Source organism: Paraburkholderia sp. Tr-20389, assembly GCF_017104565.1.
GTDB lineage: Bacteria > Pseudomonadota > Gammaproteobacteria > Burkholderiales > Burkholderiaceae > Paraburkholderia.
The window spans coordinates 24,176-45,771 of the sequence record NZ_JAAGPD010000048.1 but is presented as its reverse complement, the minus strand read 5'-3'; the positions used below and the strand labels follow the sequence as shown (position 1 = coordinate 45,771).

At 64.8% G+C, this 21,596-nt stretch carries 22 protein-coding genes and 1 tRNA gene; 14 read left to right on the top strand and 9 right to left on the bottom strand.

Features of this window, described 5'->3' with window-relative positions:
• Positions 1-268 precede the first annotated feature (268 nt).
• A complete protein-coding gene (locus tag G3N95_RS33245) occupies positions 269-454 on the top strand; it encodes a rubredoxin (RefSeq protein ID WP_109478478.1) in 186 nt (61 codons plus the stop codon).
• 95 nt (positions 455-549) lie between these two features.
• Here G3N95_RS33245 and G3N95_RS33240 read toward each other — a convergent pair whose 3' ends face one another.
• Entirely contained in the window at positions 550-1,290 is a 741-nt protein-coding gene (locus G3N95_RS33240) for a class I SAM-dependent methyltransferase (RefSeq protein ID WP_205974337.1), read from the bottom strand.
• Positions 1,291-1,414: 124 nt separating this feature from the next.
• Here G3N95_RS33240 and G3N95_RS33235 point away from each other — a divergent pair.
• The 9 genes from G3N95_RS33235 (at position 1,415) to G3N95_RS33195 (ending at position 8,065) form a co-directional block, all read left to right on the top strand.
• Positions 1,415-1,489 (top strand) — tRNA-Arg (locus G3N95_RS33235).
• 22 nt (positions 1,490-1,511) lie between these two features.
• Positions 1,512-1,784, top strand: coding sequence for a hypothetical protein (locus G3N95_RS33230; RefSeq protein WP_205974336.1), 273 nt, complete (start codon positions 1,512-1,514; stop codon positions 1,782-1,784).
• 204 nt (positions 1,785-1,988) lie between these two features.
• The gene (locus tag G3N95_RS33225) at positions 1,989-2,258 is read left to right on the top strand and encodes a hypothetical protein (protein ID WP_205974335.1); all 270 of its coding nucleotides are present in this window, start codon (positions 1,989-1,991) and stop codon (positions 2,256-2,258) included.
• A 426-nt stretch (positions 2,259-2,684) separates the two neighbouring features.
• Positions 2,685-3,008: a hypothetical protein gene (locus G3N95_RS33220; RefSeq protein WP_205974334.1), complete on the top strand. Its 324-nt coding sequence runs from the start codon at positions 2,685-2,687 to the stop codon at positions 3,006-3,008.
• A gap of 305 nt (positions 3,009-3,313) precedes the next feature.
• On the top strand, positions 3,314-4,624 hold the full coding sequence (dcm, locus tag G3N95_RS33215) for a DNA (cytosine-5-)-methyltransferase (protein WP_205974333.1): 1,311 nt from the start codon (positions 3,314-3,316) through the stop codon (positions 4,622-4,624).
• Positions 4,624-5,070, top strand: a complete 447-nt coding sequence (locus G3N95_RS33210; protein WP_205974332.1) for a very short patch repair endonuclease — start codon at positions 4,624-4,626, stop codon at positions 5,068-5,070. Before dcm ends, G3N95_RS33210 begins: the two co-directional genes overlap by 1 nt.
• Before the next feature lie 173 nt (positions 5,071-5,243).
• Positions 5,244-5,753, top strand: coding sequence for a YbhB/YbcL family Raf kinase inhibitor-like protein (locus G3N95_RS33205; protein WP_205974331.1), 510 nt, complete (start codon positions 5,244-5,246; stop codon positions 5,751-5,753).
• A gap of 133 nt (positions 5,754-5,886) precedes the next feature.
• The gene (locus tag G3N95_RS33200; RefSeq protein ID WP_205974330.1) at positions 5,887-7,329 is read left to right on the top strand and encodes an MFS transporter; all 1,443 of its coding nucleotides are present in this window, start codon (positions 5,887-5,889) and stop codon (positions 7,327-7,329) included.
• Positions 7,330-7,474: 145 nt separating this feature from the next.
• Positions 7,475-8,065: a hypothetical protein gene (locus G3N95_RS33195; RefSeq protein WP_205974329.1), complete on the top strand. Its 591-nt coding sequence runs from the start codon at positions 7,475-7,477 to the stop codon at positions 8,063-8,065.
• An 87-nt stretch (positions 8,066-8,152) separates the two neighbouring features.
• On the opposite strand, the gene otsA is transcribed toward G3N95_RS33195, so the two are convergent.
• The 6 genes from otsA to G3N95_RS33165 all read right to left on the bottom strand — a co-directional run bounded on the left by otsA (position 8,153) and on the right by G3N95_RS33165 (position 12,900).
• Positions 8,153-9,574 carry an alpha,alpha-trehalose-phosphate synthase (UDP-forming) gene (otsA, locus tag G3N95_RS33190; protein WP_205974328.1) on the bottom strand — a complete coding sequence of 474 codons (1,422 nt, stop codon included), beginning with the start codon at positions 9,572-9,574 and terminating at the stop codon, positions 8,153-8,155.
• Positions 9,575-9,775: 201 nt separating this feature from the next.
• Positions 9,776-9,988, bottom strand: coding sequence for a hypothetical protein (locus G3N95_RS33185; protein ID WP_205974327.1), 213 nt, complete (start codon positions 9,986-9,988; stop codon positions 9,776-9,778).
• 197 nt (positions 9,989-10,185) lie between these two features.
• Positions 10,186-10,413, bottom strand: coding sequence for a hypothetical protein (locus G3N95_RS33180; RefSeq protein ID WP_205974326.1), 228 nt, complete (start codon positions 10,411-10,413; stop codon positions 10,186-10,188).
• 141 nt (positions 10,414-10,554) lie between these two features.
• Positions 10,555-11,961 (bottom strand): sigma-54 dependent transcriptional regulator, encoded by a 1,407-nt coding sequence (locus G3N95_RS33175; RefSeq protein ID WP_205974325.1) that lies wholly within the window; start codon positions 11,959-11,961, stop codon positions 10,555-10,557.
• Positions 11,962-12,262: 301 nt separating this feature from the next.
• Positions 12,263-12,514, bottom strand: a complete 252-nt coding sequence (locus G3N95_RS33170) for a hypothetical protein (protein ID WP_205974324.1) — start codon at positions 12,512-12,514, stop codon at positions 12,263-12,265.
• A gap of 68 nt (positions 12,515-12,582) precedes the next feature.
• On the bottom strand, positions 12,583-12,900 hold the full coding sequence (locus G3N95_RS33165; RefSeq protein ID WP_205974323.1) for a DUF883 family protein: 318 nt from the start codon (positions 12,898-12,900) through the stop codon (positions 12,583-12,585).
• Between the two features lie 461 nt (positions 12,901-13,361).
• Between G3N95_RS33165 and G3N95_RS33160 the strand changes: the two genes are divergently transcribed.
• From G3N95_RS33160 to G3N95_RS33150, 3 genes are all read left to right on the top strand, one after another.
• Entirely contained in the window at positions 13,362-14,417 is a 1,056-nt protein-coding gene (locus G3N95_RS33160) for a sigma-54 dependent transcriptional regulator (protein WP_205974322.1), read from the top strand.
• Positions 14,418-14,839: 422 nt separating this feature from the next.
• A complete protein-coding gene (locus G3N95_RS33155) occupies positions 14,840-15,352 on the top strand; it encodes a hypothetical protein (protein WP_241019092.1) in 513 nt (170 codons plus the stop codon).
• The gene (locus G3N95_RS33150; RefSeq protein WP_205974321.1) at positions 15,349-15,903 is read left to right on the top strand and encodes a hypothetical protein; all 555 of its coding nucleotides are present in this window, start codon (positions 15,349-15,351) and stop codon (positions 15,901-15,903) included. Before G3N95_RS33155 ends, G3N95_RS33150 begins: the two co-directional genes overlap by 4 nt.
• Positions 15,904-16,000: 97 nt before the next feature.
• Here the strand turns inward: G3N95_RS33150 and G3N95_RS33145 are convergent, their stop codons facing one another.
• Together G3N95_RS33145 and G3N95_RS33140 are read right to left on the bottom strand one after the other, a co-directional pair.
• Complete coding sequence (locus G3N95_RS33145; RefSeq protein ID WP_201660866.1) at positions 16,001-17,347, bottom strand: nitrate/sulfonate/bicarbonate ABC transporter ATP-binding protein; 1,347 nt, start codon at positions 17,345-17,347, stop codon at positions 16,001-16,003.
• A 22-nt stretch (positions 17,348-17,369) separates the two neighbouring features.
• Positions 17,370-19,124, bottom strand: a complete 1,755-nt coding sequence (locus G3N95_RS33140) for an ABC transporter permease subunit (protein WP_205974320.1) — start codon at positions 19,122-19,124, stop codon at positions 17,370-17,372.
• A 719-nt stretch (positions 19,125-19,843) separates the two neighbouring features.
• Here G3N95_RS33140 and G3N95_RS33135 point away from each other — a divergent pair.
• Positions 19,844-21,523, top strand: a complete 1,680-nt coding sequence (locus G3N95_RS33135; RefSeq protein ID WP_205974319.1) for a sensor domain-containing diguanylate cyclase — start codon at positions 19,844-19,846, stop codon at positions 21,521-21,523.
• Positions 21,524-21,596 lie beyond the last annotated feature (73 nt).

The following is a 21,596-nucleotide window of genomic DNA, read 5'->3' as shown; positions in this document are numbered from 1 at the left end:
TTTCTCCTTGGCTAAAGCGGCTCGACGGGCACGGCACGCGTCAGCGTTGCGCACGGCGACACCGGACTGAAAGGATACACGCTGGACCCGCGCCCGCCGGCAAGCGCATCGCCCGACTACACGCCGCTTCGCGCAGGCCTGGAACTGTTAACGGACCGAAAGGCGTCGGCCTTCCAGCGAATTCCGGTAATATTGCGGGTCGCCGCCGGATGCACAATAAAGGGGCAGATTGGCGGATTTTGCACTGAATCAATGAAGAGCGTGTGTCGTGAGTGAAGTGATCGTCGAATACAAGAGCTGGGTCTGCCTGATTTGCGGCTGGATCTACAACGAAGAGGAAGGTCTGCCCGAGGAAGGCATCGCGGCGGGTACGCGTTTCGCCGATATCCCGGAGGACTGGCGCTGCCCGCTGTGCGACGTGGGCAAGGCGGAATTTGCTGTCGTCGAGTTCTGATCGGCGCTTCGGTTCAGAAGCGCCTGCTGTTGTCGAGCGGTCCGTGGGTCGTCTGCCCACGGACCGCTTCGTTTTTGGCGGTGCGCCGAGCCGCATCAGCCGCGTGTGGCGACCACGATCAACTCGCGACTCGTCTCATCGACGGGCGAGCGGGACCAGTCGCCGAACCATTCCATTTCACTGAAACCCGCTTTGCGCAGTGCTTCGCTGAGTTCGGTCTGAGTGCGGAAGCGCAGTTCGCTGGTTGACACGACCGTGTCGTCACAAGCGGTGAACCGATAGACGGTGTCGAACCGGACGCGGCCCGCCTGCACGTCGACCAGTTGCTGCCAGATTTCGACGGCGCCATGCTGCGTGTCATCGATGACGCGGCGCGACTGTTGCGGCGTCCATGTAGTCCACGGTGAAACAACGGGATTGCGGCTCTCGAAAGCGAGCTTTCCACCGCGACGCAATGCTGCATGCGCGGCAACCAACGTGGCAACGAAGCCGGCGTCATCGAGAAAAACCTGCGCGACGTGCCCCGTCATCACGGCCAGATCGGCGTCCAGCGCGCCAAGTCGCGTGGCGTCGCCTTCGATCCATGCCACCTGTCCGGCGCCCGGTCTTCTGCGCGCGACGTCGAGCATCGCGCGCGACGGGTCCACTGCCGTCACGGCGTGGCCTTGCTGGGCCAGTTCGCATGCAAGCAGCCCCGTGCCGCAGCCGATATCGACGACATGCGCCGCTTGCGTGCTGGCGGCAAGATCCAGATAGAAGCGGGTATCGGCGGCGAAGGGGTTGAGCGCGTCGTAGAGTGCGACGAGGCGGGGGGCGGTGTAATGGGGATCGGTCATGCCGCCGATGGTAGCCGCGCCACGCGTGACGCGCCACGCGGCGCGCCTGCCGCGATGCAGACGCACGCCGAAAGCCGCTTTGGCAAGCGGGCGATTTGCTATACTCTGCGCTCGTCGGCGGCCCCTCCCCGTAGTTCAATGGATAGAACGAGTGCCTCCTAAGCGCTAGATACAGGTTCGATTCCTGTCGGGGGGACCACATCGGCAACGGACGACGCCAAATGAAAAACCCGCAACAGCTCGCGCTTTGCGGGTTTTTTGTTTGCTACAGAGCTTGCTATTGCGGCAGCGTCACGGACAAACCACCTCACGTCTCGGCATCTCCAGCAAAAACAGCGAAAAGCCGATCATCGACGGCGCACTACCTGAACCTTGGCGAATTGCTGGTCGCGCTGATCGAAGAATCGGGCGAGCGCAAACAGCGACGCGGCGGCAAACGGCCAGAGCACAAAGAAGGTAGCGAGCATGATCGACTCCAGAGCGGAAACATTTGAATCGAGTGTACCGGGTCGCTCTGCAAAGAAAACTAGCGGAATCGCCAAAACACCGTTCACTTTTTTGATAGTCAAAGGCGAACGGGCCCGTGTGGTGCGGTTGGACGGCGGGTTCGCACGCCGTCCGTGTCGCATCGATGCCGCACGGCCGTGACAAAATTACGCATTTCGCGCACCACCAGTCTGAACAACGAAGGACATCCCATGGACATCAACAAGCAACTCGCCGCCCTCACCACTTCCGAGCTGCAAACGGCGGGCGCCAGCCAGGCGACGGCCATCGCCGTCAGCGTACTGCTGCGCCACATCAACTCGCCGGAACTGTCGAAGCTGCTCAACACCGCGTTCGAAAACCATCAAGCCGTCATGCTTCAAACACCATGGCCGGATCAGATGCTGCAATCCTTCGAGGCGACGCGCCGCTTTCTCGAAGGCGCTGCGCAGCCGGGCGCGAATCCCGACAAGCCGGCCTGAGCGGCGCAACAGAAGCCTGCGGTGGCGCGGCAGCGGCGCCGCGCCACGACGCGAAAAAGCCACACGACCAGGCGCCCGGCATGCGCCCAAAGCCCGCCCCACAAGGCTTCCGCTCGTTCGCCGCGACCCAGTGTGCGCTCTCCCACCTAGTACGACATTTGTCTGAGGACGGGCACGCGGCATCCTCCTATCATTGCGTCACTCCCTGGATACGTCAGGTTGGACCGATGCCCTACCCCTACAATCTCGCAGTCGCCGCCGGTCTGATGATCGTCGTGCTGACCTGCAGCCTCGCCCTCGCGCTGACATGAGTTGACCACTTACGGCCGCCCGTTGCCGTGCAATTCCTCCGGACCAGGCGCAAACGGCGCAAAAATATTTTCGGACTGACCCTAAAGTTTTTCCAAGACCCGCCGTAGTGCGGGCATGGACCTTTACCTCACTTCGTCGGCGGGATCGTTCAAATCGACTCTGATCGATCAGGACATCGCGCACATAGCCCGCGTCATGCGGCCTTCGATGCATGGCGACCTGGGTGGGGCGATTCTCCCCGCCGACTACTGGCGCCGGCGCCTCTTCGAGTTGCTCGAAGCCGAACATCTGACCAACTCCCAGCTTTGCGCGATCGACGACCTGCTGCTGCAACTCGACGATCTGTGCACGAAGGAGCTGGCGCCGCTGCCCGTGCCGACCGCGCGTCCCGCGGCCTCGCGCGACGCGAATCGCCATCGCGTGCGTCGACAACGCTGAGCCGGCAGAGACTGAACTGCAGCGGCACCACGCTCTGCCGCCGTCCCGGCGCGCCACGCGCATTTAACATTCGTTGACCCGCCGCGCGTCCTTCCACGATGCTGCTGCCAGCAGCGCGAACACCCGGCGACATAGCGACAGCCTCAGCTGGCGCGTCGCCGGGGCTGCCTTCTCTCTTTCCTCTTCCTGACGCGTTCTCCCGAGCCCACCCTCACGGGAAAATTTGCCCCCATAACACCAGACGGTCGCAAATTGGGGACATTCATAGGTCATAATGTCCGCAAAAATACCCAGCAAGGACTCCTGTGACTCAGGCTTCACCGCTTGAACTGCTGAAGCAGGCGCGCACCCGCTTCACACAAAAAGAAATCGCCGCGCATGTCGGCAAGGACATCAAGACGGTGCGCCGCTGGGAAAAGGGCGACACGCCGTGTCCCGCGATGCTCGAACCAGCGCTGCACGCGCTGCTGCACGCGGCGACGGCGCGCAGCGCCGGCCGGCAAGCAGACGACGGATCGCGCGTGCACTTCATCGACCTGTTCGCCGGCATCGGCGGCATCCGCATGGGCTTCGAGGCCCACGGCGGCCAATGCGTGTTCACCAGCGAGTGGAACGATTTCTCGCAGAAGACCTATCGGGAAAACTTCGGCGAAAACTCCGGCGACGCCGCGCCCCAGCACACGCTGATCGGCGACATCGTCACGTTTCCCGCCGAGGCCGTCCCCGAGCATGACATCCTGCTCGGCGGCTTTCCGTGTCAACCGTTTTCGATCGCGGGCGTCAGCAAGAAAAATGCGCTCGGCCGGCCGCACGGGTTCGAATGCGCGACGCAAGGCACGCTCTTCTTCGATGTCGCGCGCATCATCGCCACGCGTCGTCCTGCTGCGTTTCTGCTAGAGAACGTAAAAAACCTGCTGTCGCACGATAAAGGCCGCACCTTCGACGTGATCCTGCAGACGCTTCGCGACGAACTCGGCTATGAGGTGCACTACCGCGTGATCGACGGCGCGCATTTCACGCCGCAGCATCGGGAGCGGATCATCATCGTTGGCTTTCGCGGCAAGACGTCCTTTACGTGGGACGACCTGCGCCTGCCCGAAGAAGGTCCGCGGCTCGCGTCGATCCTGCATCGGACGGACGGCACGGAACCCGCGCTGCCGTGGGACGGCGACCGCTTCTTCGATCACGCCGCACGCCACGTGCAGCCGAAATACACGCTGACGCCCAAGCTGTGGACCTATCTGCAGAACTACGCCGACAAGCATCGCGCGGCGGGCAACGGCTTCGGCTACGGAATGGCATATCCGCAAAGCGTGACGCGCACGCTCTCGGCGCGTTATCACAAGGACGGCAGCGAGATTCTCGTGTATCAGGGCGAGAAGCTGCGCCCGCGCCGCCTGACGCCGCGCGAGTGTGCGCGGCTGATGGGCTTTCCCGACACGTATCGCATCCCCGTCAGCGACACCCAGGCGTACCGCCAGTTCGGCAACAGTGTGGTGGTGCCCGTGATGCGCGAAGTCGCGCGCATCATGCTGCCGCATGTGCTCGCGCTGACGCGCGCCGGGCGCGACGCGAAGACGGCGAAGACGGCGAAGACGGCAGAGCTGGCGGCCTGATGGTCGACGTCGTCGACGCAGCCACGCGCAGCCGGATGATGTCCGGCATTCGCGGACGCAATACCAAGCCCGAAATCCTGATCCGCAGCCTGCTGCACAGGCGCGGCTTCCGTTTCCGGCTTGATGCACGCGATCTGCCCGGCCGCCCCGACATCGTGTTGCCGCGCTATCGCGCCGTCATCTTCGTACACGGCTGTTTCTGGCACGGTCACGACTGTCATCTCTTCAAATGGCCGCAGACGCGGCCGGAATTCTGGCGCGACAAGATCGGCCGCAATCGCGCGAACGACGCGAAAGCGCAGGCCGCGCTGCTCGATAGCGGCTGGCGCGTCGCGACGGTGTGGGAATGCGCCTTGCGCGGAGCGAACCGGGACATCGACGGCGTGCTGCGACGGCTGGTCGACTGGCTGCACGGCGACGCGCCGCTGCACGAAGAACGCGCCTGACATTGCGCCACGCGACCGTGAACGGAAAGCCCGTCAGCGCTTTCCGCGCGGCGAACATTGCACGGCGCCGGTGCTACACTCGATTGGCTCACTGGAGCTTCGAACGCAGTCTCTTATGCGGTCTCACAGCGGCTCCCGTCCATCCTGGAACCACCCACTGAAGGAGGCGCACGATGGCTGATTTCCGGATCTGGTCCGACGACTTTCCTGCCAACGGCTTTATGTCGAAGGCGCAGGAGATGAACGACAAATCGTTCGGCGTCGCGGGCGACGGCGAGAACGTTTCACCCGCGCTCCAATGGGACGCGCCGCCAGCCGATACGCAAAGTCTCGCGCTCACCGTCTACGATCCCGACGCGCCCACGGGCAGCGGTTTCTGGCACTGGGTCGTCGTCAACCTCCCTGCCGACGCGCGCTCGCTGCCGCGCAACGCGGGCAAGGCGGACGGCAGCCTGTTGCCGTCCGGCGCGCTGCAGTTTCGCAATGACTACGGCTCGGTCGGCTTCGGCGGCGCAGCGCCGACGCGCGGCGACAAGCCTCATCGCTTCATCTTCCGCATTCATGCGCTGAAGGTGACGAACCTGCCCCTCGCCGCCGACACGACGAACGCCGTCGCCCGCTATATGACGCATCTGAACGAAATCGATTCGGCCACGTACACAGGCCTGTACGAACTCAAGTAGCGGCACCTTATCGCCAGGATCCGCACTGCCGGGCATGCGCCGCGCGCTGCACGCCCGGCCGACGCGATCGGCCTGCGTCACAGCGCGACGACCGCCCGGACCCGATCGCCCCGCCGCTCATCACAACAACACAATGCAAGCATCTTCGTCGACGGACAACCGCGCTGCATCGGGCGCCTCGCAATTTGCGGGCACCTCCGCCGCGGCCGCGCCGGAAGCCGAACCGGGGCTCCCTCTCCCCCAGCGTTACTGGGCGATTCTCGTCGTCGCGCTCGGCATCACACTTGCCGTCCTCGATAGCGCGATTGCCAACGTCGCGCTGCCGACCATCGCGCGCAACCTGAACGCGAGCGCCGCAAGCTCGATCTGGGTCGTCAACGCGTACCAACTGTCGGTGACGATCTCGCTGCTGCCGCTGTCGTCGCTGGGCGACCGTATCGGCTACCGACGCGTCTATCTGAGCGGCCTGGTGCTGTTCACAGTCGCGTCGCTCGGCTGCGCGCTCGCCACGTCGCTGCCGACACTCGCGCTCGCTCGCGTGATTCAGGGCTTCGGCGCGGCGGGCATCATGAGCGTCAATACGGCGCTGGTGCGCATGATCTATCCGAAGTCGCGGCTTGGGCGCGGCATCGCGATCAACGCGATGGTCGTGGCGATTTCGTCGGCCGTCGGACCGACGGTCGCGTCGGGTGTCCTCGCCGTCGCGACCTGGCCGTGGCTGTTCGCGATCAACGTGCCGATCGGCGTCGCGGCCGTCGCGGTGGGCCTGCGCGCGCTGCCGCGCAACGAACCGCATCCGTCGCCATACGACTATCCCAGCGCGGTGATGAACGCGTTCGTGTTCGGCCTCCTGATCTTCGCCGTCGACGGTCTCGGGCACGGCGAGCGTTACGGCTATGTCGCCGTCGAACTGATCGGCGCAGTCGTGATCGGCTATTTCTTCGTGCGGCGGCAGGTGACGCAGTCCGCGCCGCTGTTGCCCGTCGATCTGTTGCGCATTCCCATCTTCGCGCTGTCCGTGGGCACCTCCGTGTGCTCGTTCTGCGCGCAGATGCTCGCGTTCGTATCGCTGCCGTTCCTGCTGCAGAACAATCTCAGCATGTCTCAGGTCGAAACGGGCCTGCTGATGACGCCGTGGCCGCTGGTGATCGTCGGCGCGGCGCCGCTGTCGGGTGTGCTGTCCGACCGGCTCTCGGCGGGCTGGCTGGGCGGCCTCGGGCTCGCCGCGCTCGCGGCCGGCCTGCTGCTGCTCGCGACGCTCGGCGCGCATCCGTCGCCGTTCGACATCGTGTGGCGCATGGCGCTGTGCGGCCTCGGGTTCGGCATCTTCCAGTCGCCGAACAACCGCACGATGCTGTCCGCCGCGCCGCGTCATCGCAGCGGCGGCGCGAGCGGCATGCTCGGCACTGCGCGCCTGACCGGGCAGACGCTCGGCTCGGCGCTGGTCGCGCTGATTTTCGGCATCGCGCCGCAGCATGGCCCCGTGATCGCGCTGTACGTGGCAGCCTGCTTTGCGGGCGCGGGCGCCTGCGTCAGCATGCTGCGCGTCGCGCATAGCACACCCGCGGGCGCGTGACGCGCAACTTCCGCCCGCGCACTTTCCGCCTATCCTTGTAGACGAAGCCTTCGACGGCCGCCGTCCATCGCGGTATCCGGCGAAGGTTTCGCTCTGTCTTCGAACATCCGTTTTTTGCACCGCTTGTTGCACGATAGGGGGCGCCATGTCACTCATCGTCGCTGGACGATTCACCACCTTCCCCGCCGCCGAGGACGCCGCGCAAGCGCTCTTCGACAAGGGCTTCCTCGGGGAAGACGTCACGCTGTTTTTCGTCAATCCGCGCGGCCAGCACGCGCGCCATTCGCTCGACGAACACGCAGCCGCACCCACCACGATCTCATCCGCGCCGCCGCCTGCGCTGCATCGCCATCACCACGCGATGACGATCGGCGCCGTCGCGGGCGCCGTGATCGGCGTCGCGGTGTTCGCGGCGTTTGCAGCATCGACGCCAGTCGTCGTGATCGCTGCGGGCGTCGGTGCGTATCTGGGCCTGCTCGTGGGCAAGATGGCCTCCGCGCGCAACCAGCCGCACGAACATCACGACGTCGTGCATCACGAGTTGCGCAACTCGGGGGTACTGGTCGCCGTGCATGTGAGCCCGGAGAATCAGATGGACGCGGCGCGCATCCTTCGCGAAGCGGGCGGCGCCGACATCGAACGCGCGACGGGCCGCTGGCAGCGCGGCAAGTGGGCGGATTTCGATCCGCGTCAGACGCCCGTGCCGCTCGCCGAGTTGAGCCAGCAGCAGGCCTGAAGCCTTCGCCTGGGCGGACTGGAAACGAAAACGGCAGCCTCGATGGGCTGCCGTCGGGAAATACGCGCGCTTTTCAGACGCGCTACGTCACGCTGTCACGTCCGCGCGCTTGACGGCCTTCTCGGTCACCGATGAAGCCGTCGCGACATGGCGCAAGTCGGCGAGGAACGTATCGCGCCACACCGACAGATTGTTCACGCGCAGCGGCGCCATCATGTCCGCGTGCCGCGCCTGGCGCTCGGCGAGCGGCATCGACAGCGCGCGCTCCAGCGCCTCGGCCATCTGCGACAGATCGAACGGATTCACGACCAGCGCGCCGGGCAACTGCTCGGCGGCGCCCGCGAACTGCGAGAGCACCAGCACGCCGGGATCCGCGGGATCCTGCGACGCGACGTATTCCTTCGCGACGAGGTTCATCCCGTCACGCAGCGGCGTTACATAGCCGACCTGCGAGTGACGGAACAGCGCCATCAGCAGATTGCGCTCGTATTTGCGGTTCAGATACTGGATCGGCGTCCAGTCGAGCTGCGCGAAGCGGCCGTTGATCCGCCCCGCTTCGCCTTCGAGGTTCTGACGGATGCGCTGGTACGTCTGCACGTCGGCGCGCGTCGGTGGAGCAATCTGCACGAGCGACACGCGGCCATGCCAGCCTGGTGCGTTCTGCAGCAGGCGCTCGAACGCCTGGAAACGCTCGACGAGACCCTTCGAATAGTCGAGCCGATCGACGCTCATGATCAGCTTGCGGCCGCGCATCGCGTCGCGCATGCTGCGCACCTGCTTGCGGTCGGTGAACTGCTCGGCGGCTTTCGCGATCGCATCGGGATAGATGCCGATCGGATACGCGGCAACCTTCAAAAAGCGGCCGTACGCGTGAATCATGTTCTCGTCGCTCGACGTGCCGTGGTGGCCGCGCTCGATGTAGTCGACGAACGACTGCCGGTCCGCGTCTGTCTGGAAGCCGACCACGTCATAGCTGCACATGCACTTCACGAGTTCTTCGTGCGGCGGCACCGTGCGCATCACTTCCGGCACGGGAAACGGGATATGCAGGAAAAAGCCGATCGGATTCTTCACGCCGAGATCGCGCAGGCAGCGCGCGAACGGCAGCAAGTGATAGTCGTGCACCCAGATGATGTCGTCGGGCTTGATCAGTTCCTTGAGCTGCTTCGCGAGCGTCACGTTCACCCGCAGATAACCCGCGTATTCCTGCCGGTCGTAGCGCGACAGGTCGTTGCGATAGTGGAAGGTCGGCCACAGCGTCGCATTCGAAAAGCCGCGGTAGTACTGGTCGTAGTCGCGCTTGGTGAGTCCCACGGTGGCGTAGGTCACGTTGCCCTGCTTCTCGATGACGGGCGTCGACGGCTCGGCGGCGATCTCGCCACTCCATCCAAACCACACACCTCCCGTTTCCTTCAGGGCATCCAGCACTCCGATCGCGAGACCGCCCGCTGCGGGGCGTCCTTCCTGAGTCGGCGCGACGCGGTTTGATACGACGATCAATCTGCTCATTGCGGCTCCACCTCATTTCAGTTGACTGTACATGCGGTGATACTTTGCTTACGGCACGCAAGACCTATGCCGTTTTGTCGAAAGTCGCAGAATAAAAATGTATGCAAATGTGACAGACGAGCAAAAACACGCTGTCAACAAGCATGCGCGCAGCAGATTTTTCGCTCGACGAACCGGTCCGAACGGGCCGGAAAAATGACTTCAGGCGTCCTGTTCGGAGCCCAGGTCGCGCTGGTAATCCAGCCCTTCCTGGCGGGTGCCGCCCTGGTTGTGATCCCCGTCTGGCGGGGCGTCGGGCGCGGCGCGGTTCTCGTGCGCCGGATCCGGGGCGCTCGGCGGATTGCCCGTGCCGCTGGCTGGGCGCTGGTCGCGCTTCGAATGGCGCGCGGAGCGCCGCAATGCGGGATGTCTCATGATGGACGCCTCCAGGGGAAGGCCTGTGCCCGGACGGGGGGTCGCCCGGGCCGCATCACCTAAGTCTAGGCCGACGATCGTAATTTGCCGGTAAAAAGTTCGGCGGTTTTGTAACGGGTACAGGTTTCAGGCGCGCGATTTGCGCCGGCGTCGCCCTGAATGTGGCCCGCGCGACCGCCCTTCGAAAGAACGGCGCGTCACAGGTCGGGAAGCAGCGTCATGCCGCCATTCGTATGCGGTGTTTGCGACGGTTGCGGCGGCGGATCGCCGATGGCCGGCGTATCGGGGTCGACGGGTTCGCGCGTCGGATCGGGCACCGTGTCGGGCTGACCCGGCTGCTCCGGCCCCGGCTCGGGCGGCGACTCAGGAATGGTGGGCTCGGGGCGGTGCGCGTAGATATCGAAGACGGCGTCGTGATCCGGCATGATGGGCTCCCTGTTTTCGTTCGCTGTCGTCGTCGCCTGGGCGCTTTCGACTGCTCGAACTCAAATCAGCAAGGCATGTGCCGTTTTGACGCCGTCCGTCGGGACGGGCGGCGCCAATACCACGCGATTCGTTCCACGCGCTCAGGCGTCGGCTTTGCCGAGCGCTTGCGGCTCGTCGCTGACGTCGTCGCCTTCGGCGCGGCCCGCATCGTTGCCGTACTCGACGAGCCGGTTGTAGAGCGTCTTCAGGCTGATGCCGAGAATCTCCGCGGCGCGCGTCTTGACGCCGCCACATTGCTCGAGCGTCGCCAGAATCAGCTGACGGTCGGCTTCGGCGAGCGAGGTGCCGAACGGAATCGTGATCGCCGTACCCGCCGTCGGCTTCGACAGCGAAATCTGCAGCGGCACCGTGGCCGTGCTGTCCGAATCCGTGCCGGACATGATGTGCGCGCGCTGCACGTAGTTCTTCAGCTCGCGCACGTTACCCGGCCACGGGTAGGACAGCAGCATCTCCCGCACGGCGGGCGGAAAGTGCTTCTTCGTACCGTGCTGCTCGTTCAGTTCGTCGAGGAACGACTGCGCGAGCAGTTCGACATCCTTGCCCCGTTCGCGCAGCGGCGGCAGGCTAATCGGGAACACGTTCAGGCGGTGATACAGGTCGAGACGCAGCTTGCCTTCCAGCACGGCCTGCTCGGGATCGCGGTTGGTCGCGGCGATCAGGCGCACGTCCGTCTCGATCTCCTTCGTCGTGCCGACGCGCATGAACATGCCCGTCTCCAGCACGCGCAGCAGTTTCACCTGCAGCTCGATCGGCATTTCGGTGATTTCGTCGAGGAACAGCGTGCCGCCGTTCGCGCGCTCGAAATAGCCCTTGTGCTGACGGTCCGCGCCCGTGAACGCGCCACGCTCGTGGCCGAACATTTCCGATTCGATCAGGTTCGGCGAGATTGCCCCGCAGTTAACGGCGAGGAACGCGTGCTTGCGGCGCAGGCTCAACTGATGCAGCGTCTGCGCAGCGACTTCCTTGCCCGTGCCCGATTCGCCGACCAGCATCACCGACGCGGCCGTGGGCGCAACGCGGCTGATCTGGTCGTACACCTGCTGCATCACGGCCGAGTTGCCGAGCATCAGCCCGAAGCGGCCCATGCGCCGAAGCTCGCCGCGCAGCGTGCCGATTTCGGCCTTCAGGTCGCCCGCACGCGGCAGACGCGCGAGGATCGCCTTCACGCGCTGCATGTTGATCGGCTTCACGAGGTAGTCGGCGGCGCCCATCTTGAGCGCGCTCACGGCGGATTCCACCGTGGCGTGTCCTGTGATCACGACGAACTCGACGCCCGAACGCGGATCGAGATCTTCGAACAGGTCGACGCCCGTGCCGTCGGGCAGCTTCAGATCGGTAAACACGACGTCCGGCATCTGCCGCACGAGCTGGATGCGTGCTTCGCGCAGGTCGCCTGCCGTCGCCGTCGTCAGCCCGTCTTCCGCGATGATCGCCGCAAGCGCTTCGCGGGTGCTCGAATCGTCATCGACAATCAATACATGTGGCATCGCGTATGGAAAGCTCGTAAGTGCTGAAAGTAAACACGCGCGGCGTGCGTTCCGCCGGCAAGTCGCAACGGCAAAAGCGTCCGCGCGCCGCGAATCCAAGCATACGCCTGCCTCGCGTCGGCGGACGCCTCACCGGAAAGACTTTCCGAATTAACGCATCCACGCAACAATTGACGTAATTTTTTCTAGTGGTGGCACGTATTGTTGTGGTTTTTGCTCATTATACGGCCTCATATCGAAAAAACATCAACTTCGCATAGAGCGCGGCGCACGAACGTCCGCCGCGCCGCGGACGGGAGGCTCAGCTTCGCGGAAACGGCCAGGCATCGCCGTGATCGGCCCCGTTGCCGTTACGCAGATGCGTCGCCGGCGCCATCTCGGAGCCCGGCGCCGGTTGCGCGGGATCCGTCACCGAGCCGCCCTCGCCTTCCCAACGTGTCAGATCGCGCGCGAGCGGCTGCTGCCCAGCGCGCTGTTTTTGCACCCAGCGCCATGCCAATACGCCGCCCACGGCGAACAGAGCGCCGAATACGCCGATTTTGGGTCGTGCCATCTTGAACTCCTGGTTGTCGTGAATGGGATAGGCGCTGCGCACCGAACCGCACCGCGCGTCGGCGCAGTTCAGCGCGCAGCGAGCATGCCGAGCAAGAAGCCGATTCCAGCCGCAACGCCCAGCGATTGCCACGGGTTCTGGCGCACGTAGCGCTCCGTCTGGACGGTCGCGCTGCGGTAGCGCCGCTGCGCGGAGGTCTGCGCATCGGCGAGCGCGTGCTGCACGGAATCGACATGCGTGCGAAGCCGCCCGCGCAATGCCTCGATACCTTCACCCGGCACGGCCGCCGCAAGCCGCAGCATTTCTTCCGAATCGGTCAACAGCACGCTGAGATCCTGGACAATTTTTTGTCGGCCCAAGGCGAGCTGTTCAGTGGTTTCCGTCATCGCAATCTCCTTTTTGGCGCGGGGACCGGATTTGTCCTGTTTCGACGGGGGTCGGTTCCGGCGTCATGTGGCAGCCCTCGTACCCTGAAGGCAGCCTTCGTGCCTTGAACGTACTTCGCAACGGTCGTTCCCGGCGCCCTGATGCGATCCATGCGCGCCGGCCGAGTTCCGCGCCACAGCGGCGCCGATCCACAGTGCAAAGGACTTTGAAAGGCGGACAAACTTGCCGATGCTTTTCGCATCGATGCAAGTTTTGCCGGCATCGCGTGTCGATCGTACGCCAACGTTTGCGAATTGCCAGCGAACGCCCAAACTTGCATGCGCCTTGCCGGAAATGGCGCGCCAGTGGTTAAATTGCCTTTTATGAGATAGTGGACCACTCTACAAGGCAATCCACGCACTCGATACTGGCCTGCGCCATTCACGACACCTATCCGAAATTGCACAGGACACCCTTCGCTATGTCGTCAACCGATCTGGACTCGCCCGCCACCGAAGCCGAAGGCGGCGGTGCATCGCAGGCGAGGCAACGCGCGGTCGACAACGTCCCGGGACTGAAGTCTTACGGCACGCTGTTCGGCTCGTCGCCCGTCATGCTGGATCTCTACGAACAGATCGACCGCGTGGCCGCGACAGACGCGACCGCGCTCATCATCGGCGAATCGGGCACGGGCAAGGAGTTGATCGCCCGCACGATTCACGAGCACAGCGCACGCAAGGGCGGCGCATTCGTCGCCGTCAATTGCGGCGCGATTCCCGACGAACTGATCGAGGCCGAACTGTTCGGCCATGAAAAAGGCAGTTTCACGGGCGCGGTCCAAGGCCGCATCGGCTATTTCGAGCACGCAAACGGCGGCACGCTGTTTCTCGACGAAATCACCGAAATGGCGCCCGTGCGCCAGGTGAAACTGCTGCGCGCGCTGGAAACGGGCACCTTCTATCGCGTCGGCGGCACCGAGCTGATTCGCGGCGACGTGCGCGTGATCGCCGCGACCAATCGCGACCCGGCAATCGCCGTCAAGGAAAACGGACTGCGCGAAGACCTGATGTACCGGCTCGCCGTGTTTCCGCTGCGCGCGCCGCCGTTGCGCGAACGCGAAGGCGACCGCGAACTGCTTGCGCTGCATTTTCTCGACGAGCTGAATCGCCAGGAAGGCACGAACAAGGTCTTCAGCAAGCGCTCGATGGAAACGCTGCGCACCTGGTCCTGGCCGGGCAACGTACGCGAGCTGAAGAACGCGGTGTATCGCGCGTTCATTCTGGCTGAGAAGGCAGTGGAATTGCCGCATCCGCATCTGATGTCGCGCGTGAAGAAGCCCGTCACCGTCGGCGACTCGATGAGCGTGTGGATCGGCACGCCGCTGGCCGATGCGCAGAAGCAGATCATCCTCGGCACGCTCAAGTACTGCGGCGGCGACAAGCGGCGCGCCGCCAAAGCGCTCGGCGTCAGTCTCAAGACGCTGTACAACCGGCTCAGCACGTACGGCGACGAAGAGTCGAATCCCGACGACAATTGATCTTGCACCGGCGCGCACATCGCACCGATGTGCGCGCTCGTAGCGCGTTTCCTGCGCCGCGCCGCTCTTCGCCGCCTCCGTGAGCGGCTTCGATTCAAGTTGCCTCCCTCCTCCGTCTGAACGCCGCGCGCACGACCTCGCGCGCCTCGTTCAGGCATGCGAACTGCTCGCTGCCCAACCAGAAAGACCACGGCCTCGCAGCATCTTTTGCAATTGCTTGCATTTTCCCTATGCCAATTACAAAACGCATCCTGCACAATGCCGCAGCGAAAAATCAGATGTAGCCCTGCCTTCGCGCCGGCGCGCTCCTGGCGCCCGAAGGCACGAGCAGGAGCAATGACGAACACATGCAAAAAGCAACGCATCGCGACAAACACTCCACACAGCCCGTAACCCGTCGGCCTTCTCACCTGCCGGGCGTCATGCCGTTCGCAGTACTGGCTGTCGCCCTCGCCTCGGCACTGAGCGGCTGCAGTTCGCTCTACACGGAAGGCGCCACGGCGGGCGCCGGTATCGCCGGCGCGGCCATTGCCGCGAAGGTCACCAACAATGCCGCTGTCGCGACGGGTATCGGCCTTGGTGCAGTCGCAGCAGCGCGCGCGGGCGTGCAGTACTCGGAACGCGTGATCCATCGCAACACTCAGGACAGCATCGCCGTGGCAGCCGGCCCGCTCGCGGTCGGCGCGATCGCGCCGTGGAGCATCACGCATTCGGTGCCGCTCGAAGACGACGAGCATGGCCGCGTGACCGTCAGCCGCACGATCAGCGCGGGCGAACTCGACTGCAAGGAGATCGTGTTCTCCGTCGACAAGACCGCGACGAAGAACGTGCCCGCATCGAGCGCGTTCTATGTCGCGTCGATCTGCCGTGACGGCAGCGCGTGGAAGTGGGCGTCGGCCGAACCCGCGACCGAGCGCTGGGGCTCGCTGCAATGAGCGCACGCGAAATACTCGGACGCGTAAGCGCTGCGACGGCCGCGCGGCTCGCGCTGGTCAGCGCGCTGTGCATCGGCGCGGGCGCCATCGTCAGCGGCTGCAGTTCGGCGTCGATCGGCGCAGCGGCGGGCGCGGGCGCCGGTGCGGCGACGGGTATCGTCACGGCCAACCCGGCGGTGGGCATCGGCGTCGGCATCGTCGTGCAGGCCGCCACCGACGAAGCCGTCGTGCACTATCTGCGCGTGATGCACAGCGATCAGCAGAACGTGATCGCCGCGCTCGCGGGCGCGATGCCCGTCGGCGAAACGCGCGACTGGAGCGTCAAGCACCAGCTGCCCATCGAAAATGGCCACGGCCAGGTGCGCGTGACGCGCGCATTCGCATCGTCGCTCGCGATCTGCAAGGAGTTCCTGTTCTCGGTCGTCGACGGCGACAAGCCCGACTCGAAGGTCTACTGGTACACGGCAAGCGCCTGCCAGCAGGACAACAAGGGCTACTGGAAATGGGCATCGGCGGAACCGGCCGTTGATCGCTGGGGCAATCTGCAATAACGCCGCGCGTCGTTCGGCGCGAGAAGAACAAAGGGGAGCCGCGGCTCCCCTTTTTCATTGCTCGCAAGCGCGAACGCACGGGCCACTCAGTCCTGCGTCATGACTCGACGTCCTCCAGACTGAAGATTTCCGTCTGGTCGTTGTACGAGAAGATTTCCGCATAACGGCCCCAGTTGATGACGGCGTCGAGCGTTTCTTCAGCGGCGCTGTCCGACAGGAAGTCTTCCAGCTCCTGCTCGAAACGCACGCGAGGTGCACGGTGTCCAGGGCGCTCGTTCAGCACCTTCTTGATCCGCGCCGCGAGCGGCACGTGCTTGAGCAGGTGGTCGGCGAACATCAGCTTGCGTTCCTGCGTGCCGAACTCGGCGAACACGCGCGCCGGCGGCGTCAGGAAGATGTCGCCTTCGCGAACGTCGGCGAAGCCCAGGTGCTGCAGCACTTCGGCGATCGGGAACAGATCGTCCACTTCGAGGTGCAGCGAGCGCGCGATTTCCGGCATGTCCGCGCGGCCGTGATACGGCGCGGCGGCGAGCGTTTCGATCAGACCCGCCATCAGGTTGGTCGACACATGCGGCAGCCAGCTGTGCAGCTCCAGCCCCTTCTTGGTCTTTTCGTCGGTCTGACGCGCCGTCATCTTCGCGTAGATGTCGTCGACGAGACGGCGGAACGCCGGGTCCAGACGGTTACGCGGATGTTTGAACGGCACCTTGATCTCGGCGATCACGCGACCCGGATTCGACGACAGCACGAGAATCCGGTCGCACATGAACACGGCTTCCTCGATGTTGTGCGTGACGATCAGCACCGACTTGATCGGCATGCGGCCCTGCGTCCAGAGGTCCAGCAAATCGGTACGCAGCGTTTCGGCCGTCAGCACGTCGAGCGCCGAGAACGGCTCGTCCATCAGCAGCAGCGTCGGGTCGACCACGAGCGCGCGCGCGAAGCCGACACGCTGGCGCATACCGCCCGACAGCTCGCGCGGATACGCGTTCTCGAAGCCGTCGAGACCGATCAGGTCGATCGCGGCGAGCGCACGCTCGCGGCGTTCGCGCGCGCCGACGCCGAGCGCCTCGAGCCCCGCTTCCACATTCTGCAGCACGGTCAGCCATGGGAACAGCGCGAAGGTCTGGAACACCATCGCGACACCTTCGGCGGGGCCTTTGAGCGGCTTGCCCATGTAGGTCACTTCGCCGTCGGTCGGCTCGATCAGCCCGGCGATGATGCGCAACAGCGTCGACTTGCCCGAGCCCGAGCGGCCCAGCAGGCCGACGATCTCACCCTCGCGCAGCGACAGATTGGCGTCGTCCAGAACGAGCAGCTCGCCCTGCGTCTTGTTGAAGCCGCGGCACACGTCCTTGACGCGCAGAATTTCTTCGCCGAGGCGCGGGGGCATCGGCGGCGTCTGGACGGGCGTGGCGGCCGTTACGGTTTTCGGATTTTGCATCGCGTTATGCCTTCAATGAATCTCAATCGAGCCGCAGACGGCTTTCGGCGTAGGCGTACAGCGGACGCCACAACACGCGATTGAAGAGGGACACGAACAGGGACATCACCGCGATGCCCAGAATGATCTTTGGATAGTCGCCCGCCGCCGTGTACTGCGCGATGTACGCGCCGAGTCCATGCGCAGCGACCTTGGTATCGCCCCACTGCACGGCCTCGGCGACGATGCTCGCATTCCATGCGCCGCCCGAGGCCGTGATCGCGCCCGTCACGTAGTACGGGAACACGCCCGGCAGCATCGCCTGACGCCACCATTGCCAGCCGCGAATGCGGAAATTCTTCGCGGCTTCCTTGTAGTCGTTCGGATAGGCGCTTGCGCCCGCAATCACGTTGAACAGGATATACCACTGCGTGCCGAGCACGATCAGCGGCGAGAGCCAGATGTCCGGGTTCAGATCGAACTTGACGATCACGATCACGAACGCCGGGAACAGCAGGTTCGCGGGAAACGCCGCCAGGAACTGCGCGAGCGGCTGGATCTTCTCGGCGAGCGCCGGGCGCAGGCCGATCAGCACGCCGACGGGCAGCCACACCACGGAAGCCAGCGCGATCAGCAACGTCACGCGCAGCAGCGTGAGCAGGCCCAGCACGAACACATGGCCGACTTCATCGAGCGTGACGCCCGTGCGCACATACGCGACCACGCGATACACGACGAACGCCGTCACCAGCACGACGATCACGGCCCACACGATATCGCCCGTCTTCGACGGCCTGAGCGCAGCCGGCTTCGCAAACTTGACGGGCCCGACTCGCGGCCAGCGGATCGGCACGCGCGCCGCCTTCGCGAACATCCAGCCGATCGGCACGAGCAGGCGGTGAATCAGGCGCGTGCGGCGGATCAGGTCGAGCAGCCACGACTCAGGCGCGTCGCCGGAACTCGTGTTCTCCATGCGGAACTTGTCGCTCCACGCGACGAGCGGACGGAACAGGAACTGGTCGTACGCGAGGATCACGACCGTCATCGTCAGGATCACCCACCCGATCGCATGCATGTTCTTCTCGGTGATCGCCTGCGCCAGATACGAGCCCATGCCCGGCAGCGTGATCGTGTGATTGCCCACCGTGATCGCTTCCGACGCCACCACGAAGAACCAGCCGCCCGACATCGACATCATCATGTTCCAGATGAGGCCGGGCATCGAGAACGGCACTTCCAGCTTCCAGAAGCGCTGCCACGACGTCAGATGGAAGCCCTTCGACACTTCGTCCAGATCGCGCGGCACCGTGCGCAGCGACTGATAGAAGCTGAAGGTCATGTTCCATGCCTGGCTGGTGAAGATCGCAAAGATCGCGGCCAGTTCGGCGCCCAGCACGCGCGACGGAAAGAGCGCCAGAAAGAACGTCACCGTGAACGAGATGTAGCCGAGCACGGGCACCGACTGCAGGATGTCGAGAATCGGCACGAGCACCTGGCCCGCGCGGCGGCTCTTGGCCGCGAGCGTGCCGTAGACGAGCGTGAAGACCAGCGACGCCACCATCGCGGCGAGCATGCGCAGCGTGGTGCGCAGCGCGTACTCGGGGAGATTGGACGGATCGAGCGAAATGGGCGCGCTCTGCAGCGTCGAGATGGGCGCCATCGTCTCGTGGAAGCCGACGACGGCCATCGCGATCAGGCAGATGATCAGCGGGAACGCAATGAAGTCCCAGCGATTGGGCAGCACCCGCCAGGCCGACGCGTTGGCGGTGCGGTTCAGGGTAAAGCTGAACAGATCCATCAGACGGCCCTCCCTTCGCGGCGGCACGCGGCCATGCAGCAAGCCGTGTTGGCTACGCCCGCGCCGTCATGGGTCGCGGCGGCGCGACGGTCCGAGGTTCGATCCGGAAAGCGGAATTCAGGCATGGCAAAACGCAAATGCGCGGTAAATCGTTGGCGTTGAATACGCATTGGCCGGCGACGAATACGTTGCGCGGCGCCCCGTGCGGGCCTGCACTCACGGCTCGCGCGATCGTGTTGCGCGAGCCGCCGCCAGCAGGCCGGCGAGCTTTCCTCATTTTGGACGGCACGACACTACTACAACCTGTGTGACAGAAACAACCGTTGACATTCAAATGTCACTTTGAATGGTTCCCGGAACCGATCTGTAAGCAGCAGGCCACATGCCGCAAGCGCCGGGCTTGCGCCCCGCTCTCGCCAGACCGTCGCGCCCGAGCCACATCCGATTGGCTTTGTTGCTATTCAGAAAGTGCCGCCAGAGGCCGTTAATACCCCACACGGGACTTTCGCACGCGCAAATCCTGACTGGCGTCGGGCCGCGCGGCGGTTAAAATCGGAAAGCGGCGGAAATCTGCTGGCCGCCGGCGACGAGGACGGCGGCGCGGCGCATCATCCTGGCTCCGTGCGGCGCACGGCCAGAATCGACAGGAGCGGCCCAGCGCCGGCGCGTTGCAACGAGAGACGTTGTTGCATGAATCAGTCAGACGGATCAGAGGGTCGATGAAAAGGACAACCTTGCGCCAGGCATTGGGACCGGCCAGTTTCGTACTGGTCGTGCTCGCATGCTGGTTCGCATCCGGCCTGGTCGCGGACCGGATGGTACAGCAAGAACTGGACACTGCACTGCGCCAGCAGCGGCAAATGTCCGCCTCGATCGTCTACAACATGGCCGAAGTGATCGCGAGCGACCTGGCAATGTCCCGGGCCATACCCGCGACGATGGCCGAACTCGGCGTGATTCAGCAGGCGCTGACGCATTCGCAGAATTATGCCGCTTCAGGCATCGACCTGGAACCCGCGCACCGCGAGGACCTGTTGAAATCCCCGGAACTGGCGGGCATCGACGGCTTTTTGCGGGACGCCCAGGGCTTCTCGGGCCTCGACATCATCTGGCTGGTCAACGCCAACGGCCTGTGCGTCGCCGCGAGCAACGCGCAGAACGCGCATTCGTTCGTCGGCCTCGACATGCGCTCGCGCAGCTATCTGACCAACGCCCTGCTCGGCGCCTTCGGCGAAGCCTACGGCGTCGGCCGCATGAGCGGCGAGCCGGGCATCTTCATCTCCGCGCCCGTGTACGACGACGGGCTGCTGGTCGGCGCGATCGTCGCCAAGGTCGGCATCGCGCGGCTGCGCCACTGGGTCGCGCACTCGGGCACCTTCGTCACCGACGACAACGGCGTGATCATCATGGCGCACAACGCCGCGCTCGAAGGCCAGGCAATGCCCAACTCGCGCGTCACGCAGATGAAGCCGGCCGAACGCATGAGCACCTATCACCGCGAGCAGTTTCCGGCCGTTCAGATTCAGCCCGTGAAGAGCCAGGTGCGCGGCGATGCGCCGTGGGTGCCCACCGAGATCGCCGACCAGCTGTACGACATGCCCGGCCAGCCGATCCCGACGCTCTATCAGTCGCGCAGCGGACTGAACTCCGGTCTGTCGGCGCATCTCGTCGATCCGCTCGTCGCATGGCCCGAGCTGATGCGCAATCACAAGCGCGATCATCTGCTCGTGTTCCTGACGCTCGCGGGCACGGTGGCGCTCGCGTGGGTGATCACCGTGTCGTATCTGCGCGAGCGGCGCCATCACCGCGCGACCCGTGTGCTCGCCGAGCAACTGCAGTCGGCGAACACGCTGCTGTCGGCGGAAGCCCGTCACGATGCGCTGACGGGTGCGCTGTCGCGGCGCTACTTCCTCGACCTGCTGCGTCATGAGATCGAGCGGGCCCGCGCGACGGGCGAACCGCTGTGCATGGCGATCGCCGACCTCGATCACTTCAAGCAGATCAACGACCGCTTCGGGCACGCGGCCGGCGACCGGGCGCTCGAACATTTCGTCGACACCTGCCGCACCGAACTGCGCGGCAGCGACGCGATCGGACGGCTGGGCGGCGAAGAATTCGGCATCCTGCTGCCCACCACGGCGCTCGGCACCGGCCTCGAAGTGGTCGAACGCCTGCGCGTGCGGCTGAAAACAATGCCGTCGACGAAGCTGCCGCAGTCGGTGGGCTTGAGCGTGAGCATCGGCATCACGGAACTGTCGGCGGAAGATCTGCCCGAGCGCATCATCAGCCGCGCCGACCAGGCGCTCTACGCCGCGAAACAGGGTGGCCGCGACCGCAGCGAAGCGGTGCCGCCCGACGACACCGCACCGCCCACACGCGCGCCCGCCAGCGCGTGGTGACCGGCAGCTTCAGTCGAACCCGATTGCAAAAAGGAAACGATGCGCAGCGATGCGCGTGGCATCGCGCGTGTCG

What these genes read in the sequence shown, in the direction of transcription:
- G3N95_RS33240 (WP_205974337.1), bottom strand. Translation starts at nt 1,290, where the DNA reads ATGACCGATCCCCATTACACCGCCCCCCGCCTCGTCGCACTCTACGAC.
- G3N95_RS33230 (WP_205974336.1), top strand. Translation starts at nt 1,512, where the DNA reads ATGAAAAACCCGCAACAGCTCGCGCTTTGCGGGTTTTTTGTTTGCTAC.
- G3N95_RS33225 (WP_205974335.1), top strand. Translation starts at nt 1,989, where the DNA reads ATGGACATCAACAAGCAACTCGCCGCCCTCACCACTTCCGAGCTGCAA.
- G3N95_RS33220 (WP_205974334.1), top strand. Translation starts at nt 2,685, where the DNA reads ATGGACCTTTACCTCACTTCGTCGGCGGGATCGTTCAAATCGACTCTG.
- G3N95_RS33210 (WP_205974332.1), top strand. Translation starts at nt 4,624, where the DNA reads ATGGTCGACGTCGTCGACGCAGCCACGCGCAGCCGGATGATGTCCGGC.
- G3N95_RS33205 (WP_205974331.1), top strand. Translation starts at nt 5,244, where the DNA reads ATGGCTGATTTCCGGATCTGGTCCGACGACTTTCCTGCCAACGGCTTT.
- G3N95_RS33200 (WP_205974330.1), top strand. Translation starts at nt 5,887, where the DNA reads ATGCAAGCATCTTCGTCGACGGACAACCGCGCTGCATCGGGCGCCTCG.
- G3N95_RS33195 (WP_205974329.1), top strand. Translation starts at nt 7,475, where the DNA reads ATGTCACTCATCGTCGCTGGACGATTCACCACCTTCCCCGCCGCCGAG.
- otsA (WP_205974328.1), bottom strand. Translation starts at nt 9,574, where the DNA reads ATGAGCAGATTGATCGTCGTATCAAACCGCGTCGCGCCGACTCAGGAA.
- G3N95_RS33185 (WP_205974327.1), bottom strand. Translation starts at nt 9,988, where the DNA reads ATGAGACATCCCGCATTGCGGCGCTCCGCGCGCCATTCGAAGCGCGAC.
- G3N95_RS33180 (WP_205974326.1), bottom strand. Translation starts at nt 10,413, where the DNA reads ATGCCGGATCACGACGCCGTCTTCGATATCTACGCGCACCGCCCCGAG.
- G3N95_RS33175 (WP_205974325.1), bottom strand. Translation starts at nt 11,961, where the DNA reads ATGCCACATGTATTGATTGTCGATGACGATTCGAGCACCCGCGAAGCG.
- G3N95_RS33170 (WP_205974324.1), bottom strand. Translation starts at nt 12,514, where the DNA reads ATGGCACGACCCAAAATCGGCGTATTCGGCGCTCTGTTCGCCGTGGGC.
- G3N95_RS33165 (WP_205974323.1), bottom strand. Translation starts at nt 12,900, where the DNA reads ATGACGGAAACCACTGAACAGCTCGCCTTGGGCCGACAAAAAATTGTC.
- G3N95_RS33160 (WP_205974322.1), top strand. Translation starts at nt 13,362, where the DNA reads ATGTCGTCAACCGATCTGGACTCGCCCGCCACCGAAGCCGAAGGCGGC.
- G3N95_RS33155 (WP_241019092.1), top strand. Translation starts at nt 14,840, where the DNA reads ATGCCGTTCGCAGTACTGGCTGTCGCCCTCGCCTCGGCACTGAGCGGC.
- G3N95_RS33150 (WP_205974321.1), top strand. Translation starts at nt 15,349, where the DNA reads ATGAGCGCACGCGAAATACTCGGACGCGTAAGCGCTGCGACGGCCGCG.
- G3N95_RS33145 (WP_201660866.1), bottom strand. Translation starts at nt 17,347, where the DNA reads ATGCAAAATCCGAAAACCGTAACGGCCGCCACGCCCGTCCAGACGCCG.
- G3N95_RS33140 (WP_205974320.1), bottom strand. Translation starts at nt 19,124, where the DNA reads ATGGATCTGTTCAGCTTTACCCTGAACCGCACCGCCAACGCGTCGGCC.
- G3N95_RS33135 (WP_205974319.1), top strand. Translation starts at nt 19,844, where the DNA reads ATGAAAAGGACAACCTTGCGCCAGGCATTGGGACCGGCCAGTTTCGTA.